At 68.5% G+C, this 18,522-nt stretch carries 15 protein-coding genes; 8 read left to right on the top strand and 7 right to left on the bottom strand.

Going from position 1 to position 18,522, the window contains the following annotated elements; translation table 11 throughout:
- Positions 1-101: 101 nt before the first annotated feature.
- From EH231_RS24445 to EH231_RS24430, 4 genes are read right to left on the bottom strand one after another with little or no spacing between them, the layout of a single operon-like run.
- Positions 102-827, bottom strand: a complete 726-nt coding sequence (locus EH231_RS24445; protein ID WP_090424695.1) for a cutinase family protein — start codon at positions 825-827, stop codon at positions 102-104.
- Between the two features lie 3 nt (positions 828-830).
- On the bottom strand, positions 831-1,511 hold the full coding sequence (locus tag EH231_RS24440; RefSeq protein WP_124713492.1) for a cutinase family protein: 681 nt from the start codon (positions 1,509-1,511) through the stop codon (positions 831-833).
- Positions 1,512-1,536: 25 nt separating this feature from the next.
- Positions 1,537-2,205, bottom strand: a complete 669-nt coding sequence (locus tag EH231_RS24435; protein ID WP_164481247.1) for a cutinase family protein — start codon at positions 2,203-2,205, stop codon at positions 1,537-1,539.
- A 25-nt stretch (positions 2,206-2,230) separates the two neighbouring features.
- Complete coding sequence (locus EH231_RS24430; protein WP_090424697.1) at positions 2,231-3,268, bottom strand: EamA family transporter; 1,038 nt, start codon at positions 3,266-3,268, stop codon at positions 2,231-2,233.
- 92 nt (positions 3,269-3,360) lie between these two features.
- Between EH231_RS24430 and EH231_RS24425 the strand changes: the two genes are divergently transcribed.
- Entirely contained in the window at positions 3,361-3,912 is a 552-nt protein-coding gene (locus tag EH231_RS24425; protein WP_044519240.1) for a CGNR zinc finger domain-containing protein, read from the top strand.
- 53 nt (positions 3,913-3,965) lie between these two features.
- Positions 3,966-5,369, top strand: a complete 1,404-nt coding sequence (gene eccB, locus EH231_RS24420; protein WP_124713491.1) for a type VII secretion protein EccB — start codon at positions 3,966-3,968, stop codon at positions 5,367-5,369.
- On the opposite strand, the gene mycP is transcribed toward eccB, so the two are convergent.
- Both mycP and eccD read right to left on the bottom strand, forming a co-directional pair.
- Positions 5,322-6,695: a type VII secretion-associated serine protease mycosin gene (gene mycP / locus EH231_RS24415; RefSeq protein WP_124713490.1), complete on the bottom strand. Its 1,374-nt coding sequence runs from the start codon at positions 6,693-6,695 to the stop codon at positions 5,322-5,324. The genes eccB and mycP overlap by 48 nt on opposite strands.
- Positions 6,644-7,990, bottom strand: a complete 1,347-nt coding sequence (gene eccD / locus EH231_RS24410; protein ID WP_124713489.1) for a type VII secretion integral membrane protein EccD — start codon at positions 7,988-7,990, stop codon at positions 6,644-6,646. The genes mycP and eccD overlap by 52 nt, the downstream gene beginning before the upstream one ends.
- A gap of 122 nt (positions 7,991-8,112) precedes the next feature.
- Here eccD and eccCa point away from each other — a divergent pair, with 122 nt between their 5' ends.
- From eccCa to EH231_RS24390, 4 genes are all read left to right on the top strand, one after another.
- On the top strand, positions 8,113-11,889 hold the full coding sequence (eccCa, locus tag EH231_RS24405) for a type VII secretion protein EccCa (protein WP_124714365.1): 3,777 nt from the start codon (positions 8,113-8,115) through the stop codon (positions 11,887-11,889).
- A 26-nt stretch (positions 11,890-11,915) separates the two neighbouring features.
- Positions 11,916-13,043 carry a type VII secretion-associated protein gene (locus EH231_RS24400; protein ID WP_241177799.1) on the top strand — a complete coding sequence of 376 codons (1,128 nt, stop codon included), beginning with the start codon at positions 11,916-11,918 and terminating at the stop codon, positions 13,041-13,043.
- Positions 13,044-13,121: 78 nt separating this feature from the next.
- Positions 13,122-13,445: a WXG100 family type VII secretion target gene (locus tag EH231_RS24395; protein WP_164481003.1), complete on the top strand. Its 324-nt coding sequence runs from the start codon at positions 13,122-13,124 to the stop codon at positions 13,443-13,445.
- Positions 13,446-13,457: 12 nt separating this feature from the next.
- Positions 13,458-13,754 (top strand): WXG100 family type VII secretion target, encoded by a 297-nt coding sequence (locus tag EH231_RS24390; protein WP_090424703.1) that lies wholly within the window; start codon positions 13,458-13,460, stop codon positions 13,752-13,754.
- Between the two features lie 66 nt (positions 13,755-13,820).
- Here the strand turns inward: EH231_RS24390 and EH231_RS24385 are convergent, their stop codons facing one another.
- A complete protein-coding gene (locus EH231_RS24385) occupies positions 13,821-15,227 on the bottom strand; it encodes a DEAD/DEAH box helicase (protein ID WP_090424704.1) in 1,407 nt (468 codons plus the stop codon).
- Between the two features lie 282 nt (positions 15,228-15,509).
- On the opposite strand from EH231_RS24385, the gene EH231_RS24380 reads away from it, so the two are divergent.
- Together EH231_RS24380 and adh are read left to right on the top strand one after the other, a co-directional pair.
- Positions 15,510-16,814 (top strand): helix-turn-helix domain-containing protein, encoded by a 1,305-nt coding sequence (locus EH231_RS24380; RefSeq protein ID WP_170856186.1) that lies wholly within the window; start codon positions 15,510-15,512, stop codon positions 16,812-16,814.
- A gap of 115 nt (positions 16,815-16,929) precedes the next feature.
- On the top strand, positions 16,930-18,453 hold the full coding sequence (gene adh / locus EH231_RS24375) for an aldehyde dehydrogenase (protein WP_090424899.1): 1,524 nt from the start codon (positions 16,930-16,932) through the stop codon (positions 18,451-18,453).
- Positions 18,454-18,522 lie beyond the last annotated feature (69 nt).

Here is an 18,522-nt window from a genome sequence, read left to right as displayed (position 1 = left end):
CAATCACGCGTTAGATGGTATTTACGGTGCCGTCGAGAATAGGTGGCGGTCCGGCAACGATCCGGCGACGAAGTTCATCTCGGCGAGTGGCCGGGGCCGACTCAGATGCGCCCCGCCACGAAATCCGTGGCCTGGTTCACCATTCCGCCGTCGATGTAGGCGCCGGCCAGGTGATCGGGCCAGTTGTTCTTCCAGGTGTCGGGGTCGGCGGGGTTGCAGATCGGGTCGGCACCGTGGCACAGCTCGATGGTCCGGTCGGCATAGACCGGGCTGAAGCGTGTGATGGGACCGACCCACGCGGCGCCGTTGCCGAACAGGGCGACTGCGGCGATGTGGCTGTCGGCGCCCGCGGGCAGCGGAGTCTTGAAGCCGAACCCGGTGAACGGGACGGCCAGCACCACGTCGGCGACTGCCGCGCCCAGCGAGTAACCCCCGATCACCAACCGGGTGTCCGGGCAGTTGTCCATCATGTACTGGATGTGCCCGCTCATGTCGTTGGCGCCGATGTCGACTTCGGTGTCGGCCGGGTACTTCACGGCATATACACCGATGTTCTTGTTGGCCTTGGAGCGCAGAGAACTCACGAACGCGTTCCCGAGGGTGCCGACGCCTGCGGGTTCGGTGCGGCCGCGGGCGAAGACGACCTCGACCGGTGGGCACGAGGCGGCATTGGCGACCGCCAGTGAACCGGGCAGGACAGCCGCGGTGATCGGCAGGACAGCAAATGCCGTCGCGATGATGGCTGCCACACCGATACAGCGCCGAACCAGTCGGGCTACGTGACTTTCGCTAGGAAGTTCGACCACCTCAGCGATCGTAGCGGACATCGACTACAGGAGTCCGGCGACGAAGTTCGCGGCGTCGTTGGCCGGGCCTTCGTACGCCCGGTGTGCCTGCACGCTGTCGCCGTCACCGCAGATCGGATCGCCCGGGTTGCACAGGTCGATCGCGCGGCCTCCGTACACCGGGCTGGAGGTGAGCGGCAAACCGAGCTTGGCCGACGGGTTGCCGAAGACGGCGACCGCGGCGACGTGCTCGGGGACGTTCGGCGGCAACGGCGCGTTGAAACCGACGGCCGGGAACGGGACGGCGGCGATCACATCGATGACCGCGGCGCCCTGGGAGTACCCGCCCAGCACCAGGCGGGTGTTGGGGCAGTTGTCCACCATCCACTGGATGTGGCCGGAGGCGTCGTTGGCGCCGCCCGCCGCGGCCAGGAAGTCGAAGCTGGCCGGGTAGTTCACCGCATAGGCGCCGACCGAACGGCCGCCGACCTTGTTGCGCAGCGAACTGACGAACGCATTGCCGATCCGGCCGAGGCCGGCGGTGTCGTTGGTGCCGCGGGCGAAGACCACCTCGATGTCGGGGCAGTCCGCGGCCTCGGCCACGGGGAGTGCCGCTCCGAGCCCCGCGGTGGAGGTGGGCACCACAACCGGTGCGACGACGGCGGCAGCAGCGGTGAGCGCTGCCGCGAGGAACACGGTGCAGCGACGAACAAGATCAATAGCCACACCAAATCCTAACGTCAGTTGTTGACTAGACGATTCCCGCGACGAAGTTGGCGGCCTGATCTGCCATGCCTGACGTCACATAATCGCTGTGCGCGAACGGGTTCCGGCCACGCGAGCAGATCGGGTCCCCGTCCTTGCAGAGGTCGATCGCTTTGCCGCCGAAGATCGACGAGGTGAGTGGGATCCCGAATTTGGCCGAGGGGTTTCCGAAGACGACCGCAGCGGCGACCTGGGGGACCAGCTCGCCGGCCAGGGGCGGTGCCGATCCGACTTCTCCGACCTTGTTGCCGAGCGGGGGGATGCCGGCCAGCATGTCCACGACCGCGGCGCCCTGTGAGTAGCCACCGAGCACGACCCGCGTGGACGGGCAGGAGGACGCCAGCGTGGCGATGCGGTTGGCGGCGTCGTTGGCGCCGTCGGCTGCGGCCAGGAAGTCATAGCTGGCGGGATAGTTCACCCCGTACGTGGACACTGTGCGGCCGCCGACCTGGGAACGCAGCGCGTCGGCGAAGGCCTGCCCGGGACGTCCCAGATCTGGGAGATCGTTGGTGCCGCGGGCGAAGATGACCTCGATGTCGGAGCACGGCGCCGCCGCGGCGGGTGCGGCGAGCGCCAGCGGGAAAGCTGCGCTGACCAGGGTTGAGACGATCGCGGCCGCCCGGGCCGACTTCCGGAGGAGACTCACGGGGGACATAGTCACACAAAATGCTTAGCCGCGGCTAATCGATTGTGCGTTCGGACGTCTCCTGCAGCGCCATATCGGGCCAGGTCGCAAGCTCGATCTGAGTGGCTGTCTCAGGGTTCGCCTGCTCGCTGCGGTCACCCTGGCGGGCCACGGCCAGACCCACCAGGACCACTGCGCCGCCGATCGCCTGGCTCACCGACATGGCCTCACCGAGCATGATCCAGGCGATGAGGACGGCGAACAGTACCTCCGAGAGCCCGACCAGGGAGGCGAAGCGCGGCTTGAGTTTGGCGATCCCGACGATGCCGAGGGTGTAGGCCAGGGCGGTGGGGATCAGGCCCAGTGCGATCACCGGCACCAACCACGCAGTGGTGTGCCCGGCGATGGTGACGGGGTTGGTGGTGAAGATCAGCGGCATCACGCCGGTGACGCCGAGGAGCGCCACGGCAGCGGTGCCGACGATCAGACCGCCGGCTGCCAGGCTGATCGGGCTGAGGCCGTCGCCGTCGGCGCTGGCCTTGTTGGACATCATGAAGTAGCAGGCGGCACACACCGCAGCGGCCAGGCCCCAGGTCACGCCGGCGAGGTTGATCTGGGCGCCGCTGAACACGTCGAGCACCAGGACGATGCCGGCGATGGCGACACCCACGCCGCCGAACGTCATGGCGCTGGGGCGGTGCCGGGTGGTGGCCCAGACCCAGCCGACGACCAGGATCGGCGCGGTGTACTCCAAAAGCAGGGCCACGCCGACCGAAAGGTGTGCGACGGCGTTGTAGTAGCAGAGTTGCGCGCCGGCGATGGGGATCAGGCCGTAGCCGACGACGGTCTTGGCGTGGCCGAGCACCTCGCGGATCCAGCCGGGCCGGACGACGCTGGCGAACGCGGCCATCATGAGCGCGCCGCCGGCGAGCCGGGCCGTGACGGCGGCGGTGGGACTCCAGCCGGATTCCATCAAGGCTTTGGCGAACGGGCCCGACGAGCCGAAGGCGAGCGCGGAGCTGACGGCGAACAAGAGGCCGAGCCGGAAGTGGTTATCGGCGGTCGTGCGGTCGAGCTGGGCTTCGGCAGTCATCGGAACACCTCCCCTGGGGCATGTCATGAGTAAAATCGACTATGGTAATGACAGTAGGGTAGAACTTACGGCGACAGGGGGTCATGAGTCAAATGCTTTTTACCTATGACACGGAGCTCACACTCCGGGCAGCGATGGTGTTGGTGAACACCGATCGGGTAGAAGGCGAACAACTGTCTGACCAGGCCGACCTGAACGCCTACCTGGATGACTTCGGCTGGACCGGCCGGCGTGACCGCGACGATGCCGAACTGGAGGCCGTGCGCGCGCTGCGCAGGCGCGTCGGGGAGATCTGGGCCGTGGCCGACGACGAGGAGGAGACGGTCCGTCGGGTCAACGCCCTGCTCAGCGACACCAAGGCGGCACCGTGGCTGACGCGGCACAAGGAGATGCCCGAATGGCACCTGCACCTGGCCTCGGTCGACGACCCGCTGGCGCAGCGCATGGGCGCCGAGATGGCGATGGCGCTGGCGGACCTGATCCGCGGCGGCGAACTGCGGCGTCTCAAGATCTGCGCGGCCCCGGACTGTGAGGCGGTGCTGACCGACCTGTCGCGTAACCGCTCGCGGATCTTCTGCGACACCGGCAACTGCGGCAACCGCCAGCATGTCGCGGCCTACCGTCAACGCCAGCGCGAGGACTGAATCGGCGTAATCACGCTGTCCCCGGCCGGGTTAGGGTTGCGCACGGGGGACATATGGTACGGCGATCGGCCACTCGATTACAGCTCAGCGGACATCGATTCCTGCTGCGGCGCATGGCTCATGCGCTGGTTCGCGGTGACGCCCGCATGCTCGACGATCCATTGCGCGCACAAGCGGTGGCCTACGGTGCGGGGTGCGTACTGGCGGCCGTCGCGATCGGGGTGTGCGCGGCGCTCGCACTGGTGCGTCCGGGCTCGGCGCCCGGCGACGCGCCGATCCTGATGACGCGTGACACCGGCGCGCTGTACGTGCGCATCGGCGACACCGTGCATCCCGTGCTCAACCTCGCTTCGGCCCGGCTCATCGTCGGCGCACCGGCGAATCCGGTCGTGGTCGACGATGCTGTGATCGCGAAGTTCCGCCGCGGACCGCTGGTCGGGATACCGGGCGCTCCCACTCAAATCGACCGGCCGCTGAACCTGGACGAGTCAGGTTGGGCGACCTGCGATGTCGCCGAACCCACCGAGACCGTGCTGGTAGCGGGCCGGGCCGGCCCCGAGATCTCGCCACTGCTCAGCGGTCAGGCCCTGTTGGTCTCAGCACGCGCGGTGGGAGGATCGACCTACCTGCTTGCCGACGGGTGGCGGGCGCGGGTGGATCTTCGCGACATCGCCGTCGTGCGGGCGTTGCACCTGGAAGGTGTTTCCGCTCAGCCGGTTTCGCAAGCCCTTCTCGACTCCGTACCCGAGGCTCCTGCCCTGCAGGCGCCCACGATCCCGGGAGTGGGCACTCCCGGACCGGCCGGGCTGGGAGGAATCACGGTGGGCACCGTGATCCGCGTGGTGCGTGCCGGTCCCGCCGAGTTCTACGTGGTGCTCGCCGACGGGCTGCAGCGCATCGACCGGGTGGCGGCCGATGTCATCCGCTTCGGCGTGGCGCAGCCACACGACGAACCGCCCGTCGTTCCCGCCGACGTGGTGGCCGACGTGCCGGTCGCCGCCGGACTCGCTGTGGCCCGGTTTCCGGAGCGGGTGCTGCCTCGTGGAAGAGCGGTGGTGTGCGCCCGCTGGGATCCGAGGCGGCCTGGACCCGACACGAATACGACTGTGGCCATGGCTGACTCGCTGCCGGGTGGCAGCATGCAGCTCGCACAGGCTGATGGCGAGGGGCCGAACATCGATCGTACGCAGATCCCGGCGGGCCGCAGCGTGTTGCTTGAGGCCGGCAGCGTCATCCGCGGGGCGGCCGCCGGTGGACCGCGGTACCTGTTGAACGATCTCGGTGTGCTGTTCGGGATCCGCGACGGGGAGACCGCCGAACAACTCGGTCTGGGCACCAGCGCTGTCCCCGCGCCGTGGCCGATGCTGGCCATGCTGCCGCGCGGCCCCGAACTCAACCGTGACGCGGCATCAGTCGTTCGTGACACCGTGTCCGGCATCCGGGCGGCGCCGGCGTAACCGGTTGGCCGCCAGAATCAATGCGGTCAGGACCGTCGCGGCTACACAAATGGCCGCGCCGCCGAAGGCGATGCGCCGCGGCAGGGGATCGATGGGCACCGGGACAGTCGGTGCCACCGAAACCGGAGCGGTCGGTGCGGATGCGGGCGGCGTTGTGCTGTCACTGACCGCGGCCAGGGCGTCGACCATGCCGTGCCCCACGTACGGATTCCAGCCGTCGGCCGGCGTGCGTGCGGTGTCCTCGATGCGGCGCATCACCTCTCGTGCGCTCAACTGAGGGAATCGGGAACGCACCAATGCGGCGACCCCGGCGACGACCGGCGCGGCGTAACTGGTCCCTGAAATCGGGGCTTCCCGTCCGATCGTGCGGATCAACTGTTCGCCGTCGGGATGCAGCGACACGAGGTTTTCGCCGGGGGCGGCCACATCCACCCATGGACCGGCCAGGCTGAAAACCGACGCGGTGCCGCCGGACCCGACCGATCCGACGCACAACACCAGGTCGTCGTACCAGGCCGGGCTGGACACCGAGCGCACGTTGTTCCAGTCAGGTTCGCCGGGCAGCCCGACCGGACCGTCTTGTTGGGTGCAGCCCGCGCCGACGTTGCCCGCCGCGACGACCACCACGACGTTGCGCACGTCGACGGCGTAGCTCAGCGCAGCGCCGAGGGCGCGGTCATCGGGTGCTTCGGTGGCGGGTACGCAGGCAGGAGACGAGATGTTGATGACGGTCGCGCCGAGATCGGCCGCGGTGCGGACCGCCATGGCGAGGGTGTCGACGTCTCCGACACCGGTGGCCTCACCATCTGCGGCGAACTTGTTGCTCGACTGCCGGATTGACAGGATGGCGGCATCGGGGGCAACACCGCTGAAGCCGGCGCTCGGTGCGGCGGCGGCGATTCCGGCGACGATCGTGCCGTGACCATCGCAATCCGCGGTGCCGTCACCGCGGGACACATAGTCGCCGCCGCCGATCAGGCGCGGCAGCAATCGATGCCGGGCGACTCCGGTATCGATCACGGCGATCTTCTGGCCCTCGCCACGAGTAAGCGGCCACACAGCGTCCAGACTCAATGGGTTGTCCGCTGTGCCGGTGAGGCCGACCGCGGATTGGTAGCAAGGCCGGCGCTGCTCGGTGGGTATGACGGGCGCCGGCGGAGCGGGTCGCGGCAGCAGGGTGGCATCGACCGCGGGCGGTACCACCGCAGCGGCCGGCGCGACGGACAGCAGCGGAAACCCGGCGACCAACGCCGCGGTCAACCGGCCCGAGCGTTTCACCGCAATCCCAGGTCGCGGACGAGATCGAAAACGTCGGCGAGCCAACATGCCAACGGCACCACCGCTGCCAGCGCGCTGTACTCGACGGCGTCGGCGAGCCGCTCTGCCATTGGACTTTGGACCGTGACCGGCCAGAGCGCGGCCATGCCGGCGCTCACGGCCAGGATGCCCGCCCAACTGCCCCGCGTCGGATCCCATGCCACCATCAGGGCGAAAGCCGCAGTGAGCGAGAGAAATCCGCAGACCACCGTAGCTGTGCGGCAGTGTCCGGACGCGTAGGTGCGTGAGCGCAGCAGCAGGGCCACGCCCACGACCGCGGCGAACACCACCTCGACGGCGGTGACCCGTTGAGCACCGGTGAGGGCGAGGATCGTGGTGCCCAGTGCCGCCGCGGCCGAACATCCGGCTACCAGGCTGACGAGGTTCCGATGCCCGTGGAGGGCACGTGCGTCGGCGTCCGATGCTTCTTCCGCCGGCGCCTCATCCTCCGTATCGGGGTACCCCGGCACCGGAGGCGTCAGGCCGGCGAGCGCGATGGACAAGCGTGGGGCAAATGGCAGCAGGCCCAGCCCGAGTGCGCCTACCATCGCACCCCATGCCGGTGTGGCCAACGGCCACAGCGTTGCCAAGCCCGTGGGCAGGGCAAGCAACCCGGCGACCGTCACGACCGCGAGCAGGATCTGTCTGCTGTCACCGGATGCCCGGATCAGGACCGCACCCACCGAGCCCGCGGCCGTCGTGGCCAGAAAGAAGTTCGCCGGCGCGGGCCCGCCCGGAACCACGAGAAATCCCAGAACCGCAACGGACGCCACCGCCGCGACGTTGAGCGTCGCGATCACGGCCGAACTCAGACCCAGGCGCGGTGCCGACACCGCGATGGCCATCACGGTGACAGTCACCACCGCCGTGGCGGCGAGACGATCCAATCCCTCGGTGCCGAGCCCGGCCCACATCAACGCCAGGAGTCCCAGCGCGCAGGCCAACAAGCAGGCGGCGGCGCGCAGTCCGACGGGGATGCGGTCATCGGTCGAGCTGAAGGTCAGCGCGCCCATCGGCGCCCGCTCGGGTGAGGGCTGTTCGCAGTAGCCGGCCAACACCAGCAGATCGCCGTCTTGAATATCGTTCTGCACCAAGGAGGCTGCATCATCCAGGCGGCGGCCGCCGAGGTGTGCCAGCTGCCATCGGCGTGGTGTGCCGTCCCCGGCGCCGAGTGCATCGACGATCCATGGCAGCAGTTCGCCGACAGTCATCGCAGCGGGCAGGGACAGGTCGACCGTGGCAGCGTTTCCGGCTTCGGCCGGAGACCCGCAGTGAATCGATACGTGGCGCAACGAATCCGGCATCGCATCACCCCCCCGGTAGACGCCGATGCCTGTCACGTTAACCGACCCGGCATGCACCCCCGCGCACCAAAATTTCGGAGCGGAAAGGGAACCCGATGGGCCCGGCGCGCGTCCAAACGTCGATGGAACCCATCCGCACCCCGACCACTACCCGCGCGCTCCCCACAGCGGAACCGCCGACCGGGGAGGTGGTGATCGATGCGCCGCCCGCACTGCCTCGACACACTCCGGTCAGCCCGTTGACCAGGCTGTTGCCGCTGGTGCTCGTGGTTGCGATGGCGGGCATGATCGCGGTGTACGCCACCTCGGGCACGTTTGCCTCGCGGGGCCCGGCGTCCATGATGTTCCCGATCATGATGGCGGTGTCGGCGATCGGCACGGCCGCCTACAGCTTCAGGGGCAACGGCCGGGCTCCACAGCTGCACCGGGACCGCTGTGAGTACCTGCGGTACCTGGACGGGATCGACACCGCGGTCGGAGAAACCGCCCACTCACAGTGGCTGGCGCTGCATGCGGGTCACCCCGCTCCGGGACGCTTGTGGACGTTGGCGGGTGGCGAGCGGATGTGGCAGCGCCGGCCCGGTGACCTTGAGTTCTGTGAGGTGCGGATCGGGGTGGGGGACCGACCGCTGTCCACCCGGCTGGTCGCCGGGGGTACCGATCTGGGGCGCGATTCAGATCCGGTGACGGCATCGGCTCTGGCGCAACTGATCCGGCGTCGGTCGATGATCATTGATGCCCCGGTGACGGTGAACCTGTGCGGGCTCGCCCACGTGACCGTGAGCGGGTCGCGCGCCTCAGCCCGGGCCCTGCTGCGGGCCATGGTCTGCCAACTGGCCATGGCCCACAGCCCGCGACACGTCCGCATCGCCGCCGTGGTCGACGGATCGACGACGGCGGGCTGGGAGTGGTTGAAATGGCTCGCCCATCATTGGTATCCCGACAGTCGCGCCGCGGCCACTGCGCTGCGGCTGAGCACACTTGCCGACCTGCCTGCCGCGGCGCCCCCGCTGCACACCGTCGTCATCGTCGACTCCGCCACCGCGTCGGCAGCGACACCGGCGCCCGGTACGGGTGTCACGCTGGTGAGCGTCGTCGGTCCAGCCGATGCTGCCGCCATCGCCCGCTCCGATCTGCATCTGGACCTGGGTGCGGACGTGGTGCAATGCGGCGCCGCTCCGGTACAGCCCGATCAGATGAGCCAGGAGCAGGCCATCACATGTGCGCGGAGGCTCGCGCGGTACCGGTGCGTGCCGGTACCCGATGATTCCGGTTGGCCGGCGCTGATCGGTATCGACGATCCGGCCGCCATCGAACCGCCGAACAACTGGTCGATATCGGATCCTCAGCGGTTGCTTCGGGTTCCGGTCGGCCGGTGTGCGGATGGTGATCCGCTACACCTCGACCTCAAGGAAGCCGCGCATGACGGTATGGGCCCACACGGGCTCTGTGTCGGAGCCACCGGGTCGGGGAAATCGGAGTTCCTGCGTACGTTGGTGCTGGGGCTGATCTCCACGCATTCACCCGAGGAGCTGAATCTGGTCCTCGTGGATTTCAAAGGCGGTGCAACGTTTCTCGGCCTGCAGAGGGCCCGCCACATCAGCGCGCTGATCACCAATCTGGCCGAGGAGGAGTTTCTGGTGACCCGGATGGCCGATGCGCTGGCCGGGGAGATGACCCGCCGCCAGGAGCTGCTTCGGGCGGCCGGAAATCTGTCCAACATCGCCGAATACCGGCGGCGTACGGACCTGCCCGCATTACCCGCGCTGCTTATCGTGGTGGATGAGTTTTCCGAACTTCTCCAGCAGCACCCGGATTTCGCCGAGTTGTTCGTAGCGATCGGACGGCTCGGGCGCTCGCTGGGGATACATCTGCTGTTGGCCAGCCAGCGCCTCGACGAGGGCAGACTTCGTGGGCTGGACAGCCACCTGGCGTACCGGGTGTGCCTCAAGACCTTCTCGCCCAACGAATCCCGATCGGTGCTCGGTGTCGCCGATGCGTACGAGTTGCCCAACACCCCGGGGGCGGCCTTTCTCAAGACACCGTCCGGCGAGATCATCAGGTTCCAGACCGCGTTCGTCTCGGCCGCAAGCGAGGTACCCGAACCGCCGTCGTACGTACCGCAGGGGTCGTTGCGGCCGCGGCGATTCACCGGGACCTGGGCGGAGATCGATCCTCGCCCTGCGGCACCGGTAACGATCACGGTGCTGCAGCAGGTTGTCGACCGGTTGGCCGGCCATGGGACACCGGCGCATCAGGTGTGGCTGCCTCCGCTGCCGCGCGCGGTCCCGCTCAGCGACGTGCTGTTGTCCGATTCGGAGCCACTGGAGGTAGCGATCGGTCTGGTCGACCGTCCTTTCGAGCAGCGCCGGGACCGACTGATGCTGGCGCTGGGCGGTGCCGAGGGCAGCGTGGCGATCGTCGGTGGTCCCCAGTCCGGAAAGTCCACGGCTGCCATGACATTGGCGGTGGCCCTGGCCGCCACTCACCATCCCCGTGACCTGGCGATCTATTGTCTGGACTTCGGCGGGGGAACATTGAATGCACTGCGGGCGCTGCCACATGTGGGTGCGGTGGCCGGGCGCGCCGACACGGATCTGGTCCGGCGCACCGTTGCGGAGTTGCATGCTCTGGTGAGCGCCCGTGAAGCGCGTTTCACCGCCCTCGGCATCGGGTCCATGGCTGAATACCGGACACGGCGTGACGGCGGGGACTTCGATGATCCGTTCGGCGATGTGTTCCTGATCATCGACGGTTGGTCGACGTTACGCGGAGAACTCGACTCCCTGGAGCCATCGATCACCGCGCTTACAGTGCAAGGGCTTTCGCTCGGAGTCCACGTCGTGGTGACGGCGTCGCGGTGGGCGGAGTTCCGTCCGGCGCTCAAGGACCAGTTGGGAACCCGCATCGAGTTGCGGCTCGGCGATCCGGCCGAATCCGAGATGGACCGCAAACGCGCCCGGCAGCTCGTCCAGAGCGCGCCGGGCCGGGGCCTGACCCGTGAGGGCCGCGAGCTGCTGATCGCGCTACCCCGGTTGGACGGCACACCGAGCGATGCCGGCATCGGCACGTCCCTGACGCGGATCGGAGACACCCTGCGCGCCCAGTACGGTGACGCCCGAGCGCCGGCCGTCCGGTTGTTGCCGACGTGGGTGCGCGGGCCCGAGCTGGGTCCGACGCCGCGGGCCCGGCCCGCCACCGAAGTGCTGCTGGGTCTTGGCGAACGCGAACTCGCGCCGGTGTTGGTCGATTTCGCCGCCCAGCCCGACCTGGTGATCCTCGGTGATAACGGGTGCGGCAAGTCCACCGCGCTGCGCACCCTGTGCCGCGACTTGGTGACGGCGAACGATCCGTCGAGCGTGCAACTGCTCATCGTGGACTTCCGCCGCACCCTGCTTGGAGCGGTCGAATCGGACCATCTTGCCGGATACGCGCCCTCTGCCGGGGCGCTGGACGTCGCTCTGCCGAGAGTGCTTGAGACACTGCGGAACCGGATGCCCGGGCCCGAGGTCACCCAGCGACAGCTCCACGACCGCTCGTGGTGGACCGGACCGGAACTCTATGTCGTGGTCGACGATTACGACCTGGTGGCCGGCGGCGGGACGAATCCGCTTTCGCCGTTGTTGCATTACCAGCCGCATGCCCGTGACCTCGGACTGCACCTGGTGCTGGCCCGCCGTTCCGGAGGTGCGGCGCGGGCGATGTTCGACCCGGTCCTGGCAGGAGTGAAAGACCTCGGTTGCATGGGCCTGATGATGAGCGCGAACCCCGACGACGGTGCCTTGCTGGGATCGGCACGGCCGGTTCGGCTTCCACCGGGACGCGGCACACTGATCACCCGTTCGGCGCCGGATCAGTTGGTCCAGGTCATGCTGCCCGACGGGGTCGATGCGGGGTGAGGCCGGCTGTCGTCGAGGTTGGCCCGGTGACCGTGCGCGGACCCGGAGCGGTCTCGTACCTCGCCGCGGTGGCAGTGGCGAGTGTCGACGACGAGATCGCCCTGGTCGATGACGAACCGGTTGCGGTATCGGAGCTGTGGGCCGACGTGCTCTCCGCGGCGAGTGCCGGGGCTCGGGATCTCACCCTGGTGTGCCCGACCTGGTGGACAGCCGATCAGTGTGATCGGGTGCGGGCCGCCGCGGTTCGCTCAGAGGCTGAAGTTGTTGTGATGCAGCGGGTTCAGGCCCTGAGTGCAGCGTTGCCCGGTACGTTCTGGGCCGTGGTGGAGATCGCCGCCGAGATTGTCGTGGTGTCGGGTTCCGATGCCCGAAGCGTCGCATTGGCCCGCCATGCGGAGGACGATCTGGACCCGGAGGCGGTGGTACGCACAGTGATCGCGATTGCCGGGACATCGGCCGAGGTGGTCGTGGATGCGCCGGCGGAGGTCGCCGGAGCGGTGACGTTGGGCAACGCGGTGACGGCCGGACTACGCCGTCGCGGCGTGACGGTCACCTGGGCCGACCTCCGGACGTGGCGCGACGGTCTCGTCGCCGCGGGTACCGCGGATGTTCCGGCCGCAGCCGGGGAGGTCGGCGTGCGTGCGGGCCGGATGGCGATCGGTGCCGCAGCGGCCCTGGCAGCGGTGCTGGGCGTCATCGCCTTCGCCGCTCACGGCGGCCCGGCGGACGCTGCGGCGATGACGGTTCTCGTCGAGGGCCGGGTCGGCATGCAGATCCCGGCGGGGTGGTCTGTCCGGCGGGTCACCGACGGGCCGGGATCGGCTCGGGTTCAGGTGGTTTCGCCGTCTGACCCGCAGGTGATGATTCATCTGACGCAATCCGGGGTCGCGCAGGGCACGGTCGCGGACACCCTGCAGCGGGCTCTGCAGGAGCAGCCCGCCGGGGTCTTCGTCGACTTCGACCCGTCCGCGGTCGTCGCTTCGCGTCCGGTGGTCAGCTACCGCGAGGTACGCGCCGGGAGGGAAATTCGTTGGGCGGTGTTCGTCGATGGTGCGGTGCGGATCGCGGTCGGGTGCCAGAGTGCCTCGGGGCAAGCGGAGGCGGTGCGGGTGGCCTGTGAGGCCGCCACCGGCTCAGCGCACGCAGCGTTCTGAAATCGGGTGGAACCAAAGCGGGTCGGTCTGCGTCGAATTGTTATATCCCGCAAGACAAGACCGGAGGGACCAGAGGACATGTCACCAGGACTGACGGGGCCGTTGGGCACCGACTTCGACGTAATGACGAGCGTGGCCGGCCGGATCGACGTCCTCAACGACGACGTCCGGGCCATGCTGCAGACGTTCATCGGGAAGATGAGCAGTGTGCCGCCGTCAGTATGGGGCGGCGTGGCTGCGGTGCGGTTCCGTGATGTGGTTGACCGCTGGAACGGCGAATCGCTGACCCTGCACACCACACTGGGTCGGATCGCCGAGACCATCCGGACCAACGAGCGCACCCTGCGCGCCGCTGCCGACACCCACGCGCAGCGGCTCGGCGCCGTCGGCGACGGAATCTGACCGGGGCCGGCGATGGATCACGTTCTGTCCTACGACTTCGGCGAGATCGAGTACTCGGTCCGTCAGGAGATCCACACCACCTCGCGCCGGTTCAACGCCGCCCTCGACGAATTGCGTTCGCAGATCGCGCCTCTGCAGCAGGTGTGGACTCGCGAAGCGGCGCAAGCCTATGCCGTCGAGCAGGCCCGGTGGAACCAGGCCGCGGCGGCACTCAACGACATCCTGTTCTCCCTGGGCAATGCGGTGCGCGACGGTGCCGACGAGGTGGCCGCCACCGACCGCAGTGCTGCCAACGCGTGGGGAGTCTGACGCGCCCGGAAGAGCCGGTGCGGTCCCGTTCGGAGGAGAGGACGAGCGGGACCGCACACTTCCGATCTAGCGGCTCGAGTTGGAGTCGTTGGAACGGCGGGGACGGCGGTGTCCACCACCGCGCTGTTGTCCGCCGGCGCCGGACCCGGTCCGGGCCGCGGGGGCTCCGCCATTGCGGGAGGAACCGCTCGGGCGGCGGCGCTGCTGTTGCTGCTGGCCCGACTTGCCCGGCTGCCCGGACTTGTTGCCCTGGCGCCGAGGCGCCGGAGCGGCCTGAGCGACCGGCTCGGGACGAATCGGATCACCGAAAACGCGCTCTCCGGGGGCGATCTCGCGAAGCACCGGATGATCGGTCCCGTTCACCCGGGTGATCGTGGGCTTGACCCCGGCCTTTTTGGTCAGGGTGCGGACATCGGAAACCTGCGCGTCGTGCATGAGGGTCACCACGGTGCCCTCGTTCCCGGCGCGGGCGGTGCGCCCGGACCGGTGCAGGTAGGCCTTGTGCTCGACCGGCGGGTCGGCGTGTACCACGAGGCTGACGTCGTCGACGTGGATGCCGCGGGCGGCGATGTCGGTGGCCACCAGAACGGCCGCTGATCCGTCGGAGAACGCGGTCAGGTTGCGGGTGCGAGCATTCTGAGACAGGTTGCCGTGCAGCTCAACTGCTGACACGCCGCGCGAATTGAGTTGGCGAGTCAGGTTTTTCGCGCCGTGCTTGGTGCGAGCGAAGACGATGGTGCGGCCCGGGGCGGCAGCCAGATCGGCGACCACGTTGACCCGTGCGGCGTTGTCCACATGCAGCACGTGGTGCACCATCGCGGTCACCGGGGACTGCGCCGAATCGACGCTGTGCACCACGGGGTCGTGCAGATAGCGCTTGACCAGCACATCGACCCCGGCATCGAGGGTGGCCGAGAACAGCAGGCGCTGGCAGTCTTTCGGGGTGCGGTCCAGCAGTCGCTTCACGCCGGGCAGGAAGCCGAGGTCGGCCATGTGGTCGGCCTCGTCGAGCACGGTGATCTCGACCGCGGACAGGTCGGCGTGGCCGGACCTCATGTGGTCTTCGAGCCGGCCGGGGCAGGCGATCACGATGTCCACGCCGCCCCGCAGCGCGGAGATCTGCGGGTTGGCGCCCACGCCACCGAAGATGTTGACCGACCGCAGGCCGGTTGCCGCGGCCAACGGGGCCAGCGAGGCTTCGATCTGGGTGACCAGTTCGCGGGTGGGCGCCAGGATCAGCGCGCGCGGCCGGTTCGGGGCCCGGCGGGTGCCGCTGGTCGCCAACCGCGCCACCAGGGGCAACAGGAACGCGTAGGTCTTGCCGGAGCCGGTCCGGCCACGGCCGAGGACGTCGCGACCTTTGAGTGAATCAGGCAGGGTCGCGGCCTGGATCGGGAACGGGGTCTGGACCCCGTTCGAGGCCAGGGTCGCGACGATCTCGGCAGGCAGGCCGAGTTCGGCGAATGTGGGCACAGCGGTGCCAGGGGTCTCTTGGACAGACAAAATGAAAGCTCCGAAAATAGAGGGCGGTCGTCCTGCCCGGCGCGAGTGACATCTCGCGGCGCTCGGTTTGACGATCGAGAAGGCGGCAAAGGCAGAACAGACAAGCCGCCGTGCCCCAACTATACGGGTAGCGGGGTCGATTCCCCGATTTCTGCTGGTCGACCTCCCGGTGGTATCCATCACAGGTCGGGCTGGTCAACTATCCTGGCGGTTACGCGTGAATGCCATACCAATGGCCCGACGCCGGGAGAGATGATCGCCGTGGCCGCATCGAGGAACGCGGGAGGCCGGATGTCTGCCCGGGCCCTGCCCGCGAAGGTGCGCGCTATCCACGACCTGTTCATCGAAGGCCAGGTCGACGCCGATTCCCTGGATTCCGCCCCGGTGCGCCGCGTCATCATGGAGAGCTGGCAGCGCAGCCTGGCCACCGGCGTCGACCCCGATCTGGGCACCCGGGCGGCCGCCGCCGCGGCGGCACTGACCGATTTGCGCAACACGCATCCGCTCGCGCCCACCCTGCCGCTGATCCGCCGCCTGCTGGTCGACGATGCCGTCGGTGCCGGAGTGGTGGTGGCGATCACCGCGGCCGACGGCACCCTGCTGTGGGTCGAGGGAGACGCCGGCGTACGCCGCAAAGCCGAGGCGATGAACTTCGTGCCCGGGTCGGACTGGAGCGAGCGGGCAGCCGGGACCAACGCGCCGGGCACCGCGCTGGCGCTGGACCGTGAACTGCAGATCCTCGGGTCCGAACACTTCTCCCGTACCGTGCACTCCTGGAGCTGTACCGCGGTGCCCGTTCACGACCCGGCCACCGGGGTGCTGCTGGGCGCCATCGACCTGACCGGCGGGTCCGCGGTCGCGTCACCTCAGACATTGGCACTGGTCAGGGCCACCGCAGTCGCGGTCGAGAACCAGCTGGCCCTGCTACGGCTCACCGGACCCGCTGCACCTGCCGCCCCCGAGGGGGCACGGTTGACGGTGCTGGGCGCCGACCGCCCGCGCTGGCAGGTGACCGACGCCGCGGGCCGGCCCGAATCCAGCGGGCTGACCGGGCGGCACGCCGACATCCTGGTCCTGCTGATCCGGCACCCCGAGGGGCTGAGCGCCGATCACCTGGCCATCCTGCTCGACGACAAGGACCTAGACGTGGTCACCGTGCGGGCCGAGGTGTCGCGGCTGCGCCGGGTCATCGGCAGCACCTACATCGAGTCGCGGCCGTACCGGCTGCTGATGCCGGTGGCCAGCGATATGGGCGACGTCTTCGACGCGCTGCAGGCCGGGAACGTCTCGGCCGCCCTGGACGCGTACACGGGGGCGCTGTTGCCGCAATCGGTCTCCCCGGCCATCGCGCGGCTGCGCACCGAACTGAGCGCCAGCCTGCGCGAAGCGGTGCTGGCCGGCGGCAGCCTCAGCCTGCTGCGGCGCTGGTTGGCATTGCCCGACGGCCGCGACGACCGGCAGGGTTGGCGGGTGTTGCACGACCACGCCGAGGCCGACCCGCTGGCCCGCGCCCAGGCCCGCGGCCACCTGGCGGGAATCGATTCCGAACTGGGCTGATCCGGTCCACGGTCCTGTGCAACGTTGCTTTTGATCAGTGCAACTGTGCTGCAACCTACTGCTGACTACCTTTAGTGATGACCGACACATCTGGTGTCCGATGCAGGAGATTGCCATGACTGTTTATGCACGTCCGGGTGCCGAAGGCGCCCTGATGTCGTTCGAGGCCCGCTACGACAACTACATCGGTGGCGAGTGGGTCGCACCCGCCGAGGGCCGTTACTTCGAGAACCCGACGCCGGTCACCGGTCAGGTCTTCTGCGAGGTGGCCCGTTCCACCGAGGCCGACGTCGAGAAGGCGCTCGACGCCGCCCACGCTGCCGCGCCGGCATGGGGCAAGACCTCGCCGGCCGAGCGCGCCGTCATCCTCAACAAGATCGCCGACCGGATCGAGGAGAACCTCGAATCCATCGCGCTGGCCGAGTCGTGGGACAACGGCAAGCCGATCCGCGAGACGCTGAACGCCGACATCCCGCTGGCGGTCGACCACTTCCGGTACTTCGCCGGTGTGCTGCGTGCCCAGGAAGGCTCGCTCTCGCAGATCGACGAGGACACCGTCGCCTACCACTTCCACGAGCCGCTCGGCGTGGTCGGCCAGATCATCCCCTGGAACTTCCCGATCCTGATGGCCGTGTGGAAGCTGGCCCCGGCGCTGGCCGCGGGCAACGCGGTTGTGCTCAAACCCGCTGAGCAGACCCCGGTTTCGGTGCTCTACCTGATGTCGGTGATCGGTGATCTGCTGCCCGCCGGTGTGGTCAACGTGGTCAACGGGTTCGGTGTCGAGTGCGGCAAGCCGCTGGCCTCGAGCAACCGGATCGCCAAGATCGCCTTCACGGGTGAAACCACCACGGGCCGGCTGATCATGCAGTACGCCAGCCAGAACCTCATCCCGGTGACGCTCGAGCTGGGCGGCAAGAGCCCGAACATCTTCTTCTCCGATGTGCTGGCCGCCGCCGACGATTTCCAGGACAAGGCCCTGGAAGGGTTCACCATGTTCGCCCTGAACCAGGGTGAGGTGTGCACCTGCCCGTCGCGGTCGCTGATCCAGGCCGACATCTACGACGAGTTCCTGGAATTGGCCGCGATCCGCACCAAGGCAGTGCGTCAGGGCGACCCGCTCGACACCGAGACCATGATCGGTGCGCAGGCCTCCAACGACCAGCTGGAGAAGATCCTGTCCTACATCGAGATCGGGAAATCCGAAGGCGCCCAACTGATCACCGGTGGCGAGCGGGCCGATCTGGGTGGCGATCTCAACGGCGGCTTCTATGTGGCCCCGACGATCTTCACCGGGCACAACAAGATGCGGCTGTTCCAGGAGGAGATCTTCGGCCCGGTCGTCGCGGTGACGTCGTTCAAGGATTACGACGACGCCATCTCGATCGCCAACGACACCCTCTACGGCCTGGGTGCCGGCGTGTGGAGCCGCAACGGCAACACCGCCTACCGCGCAGGCCGGGACATCAAGGCCGGCCGGGTGTGGACCAACTGCTATCACGCCTACCCCGCGCATGCGGCGTTCGGCGGCTACAAGCAGTCCGGCATCGGCCGGGAGAACCACAAGATGATGCTCGATCACTACCAGCAGACCAAGAACTTGCTGGTGAGCTACGCCAACAAGGCCCAGGGCTTCTTCTAGACCGTCGAGCTCGACGAGTCCGGCCCGGAAAGGTCGTCATGCTGCCGCGCGGGCAGCGCCCGGTGAGTG

The organism is Mycolicibacterium nivoides (genome assembly GCF_003855255.1).
Taxonomy (GTDB): domain Bacteria; phylum Actinomycetota; class Actinomycetes; order Mycobacteriales; family Mycobacteriaceae; genus Mycobacterium; species Mycobacterium nivoides.
This window is presented reverse-complemented; position numbering and strand designations above follow the sequence as displayed.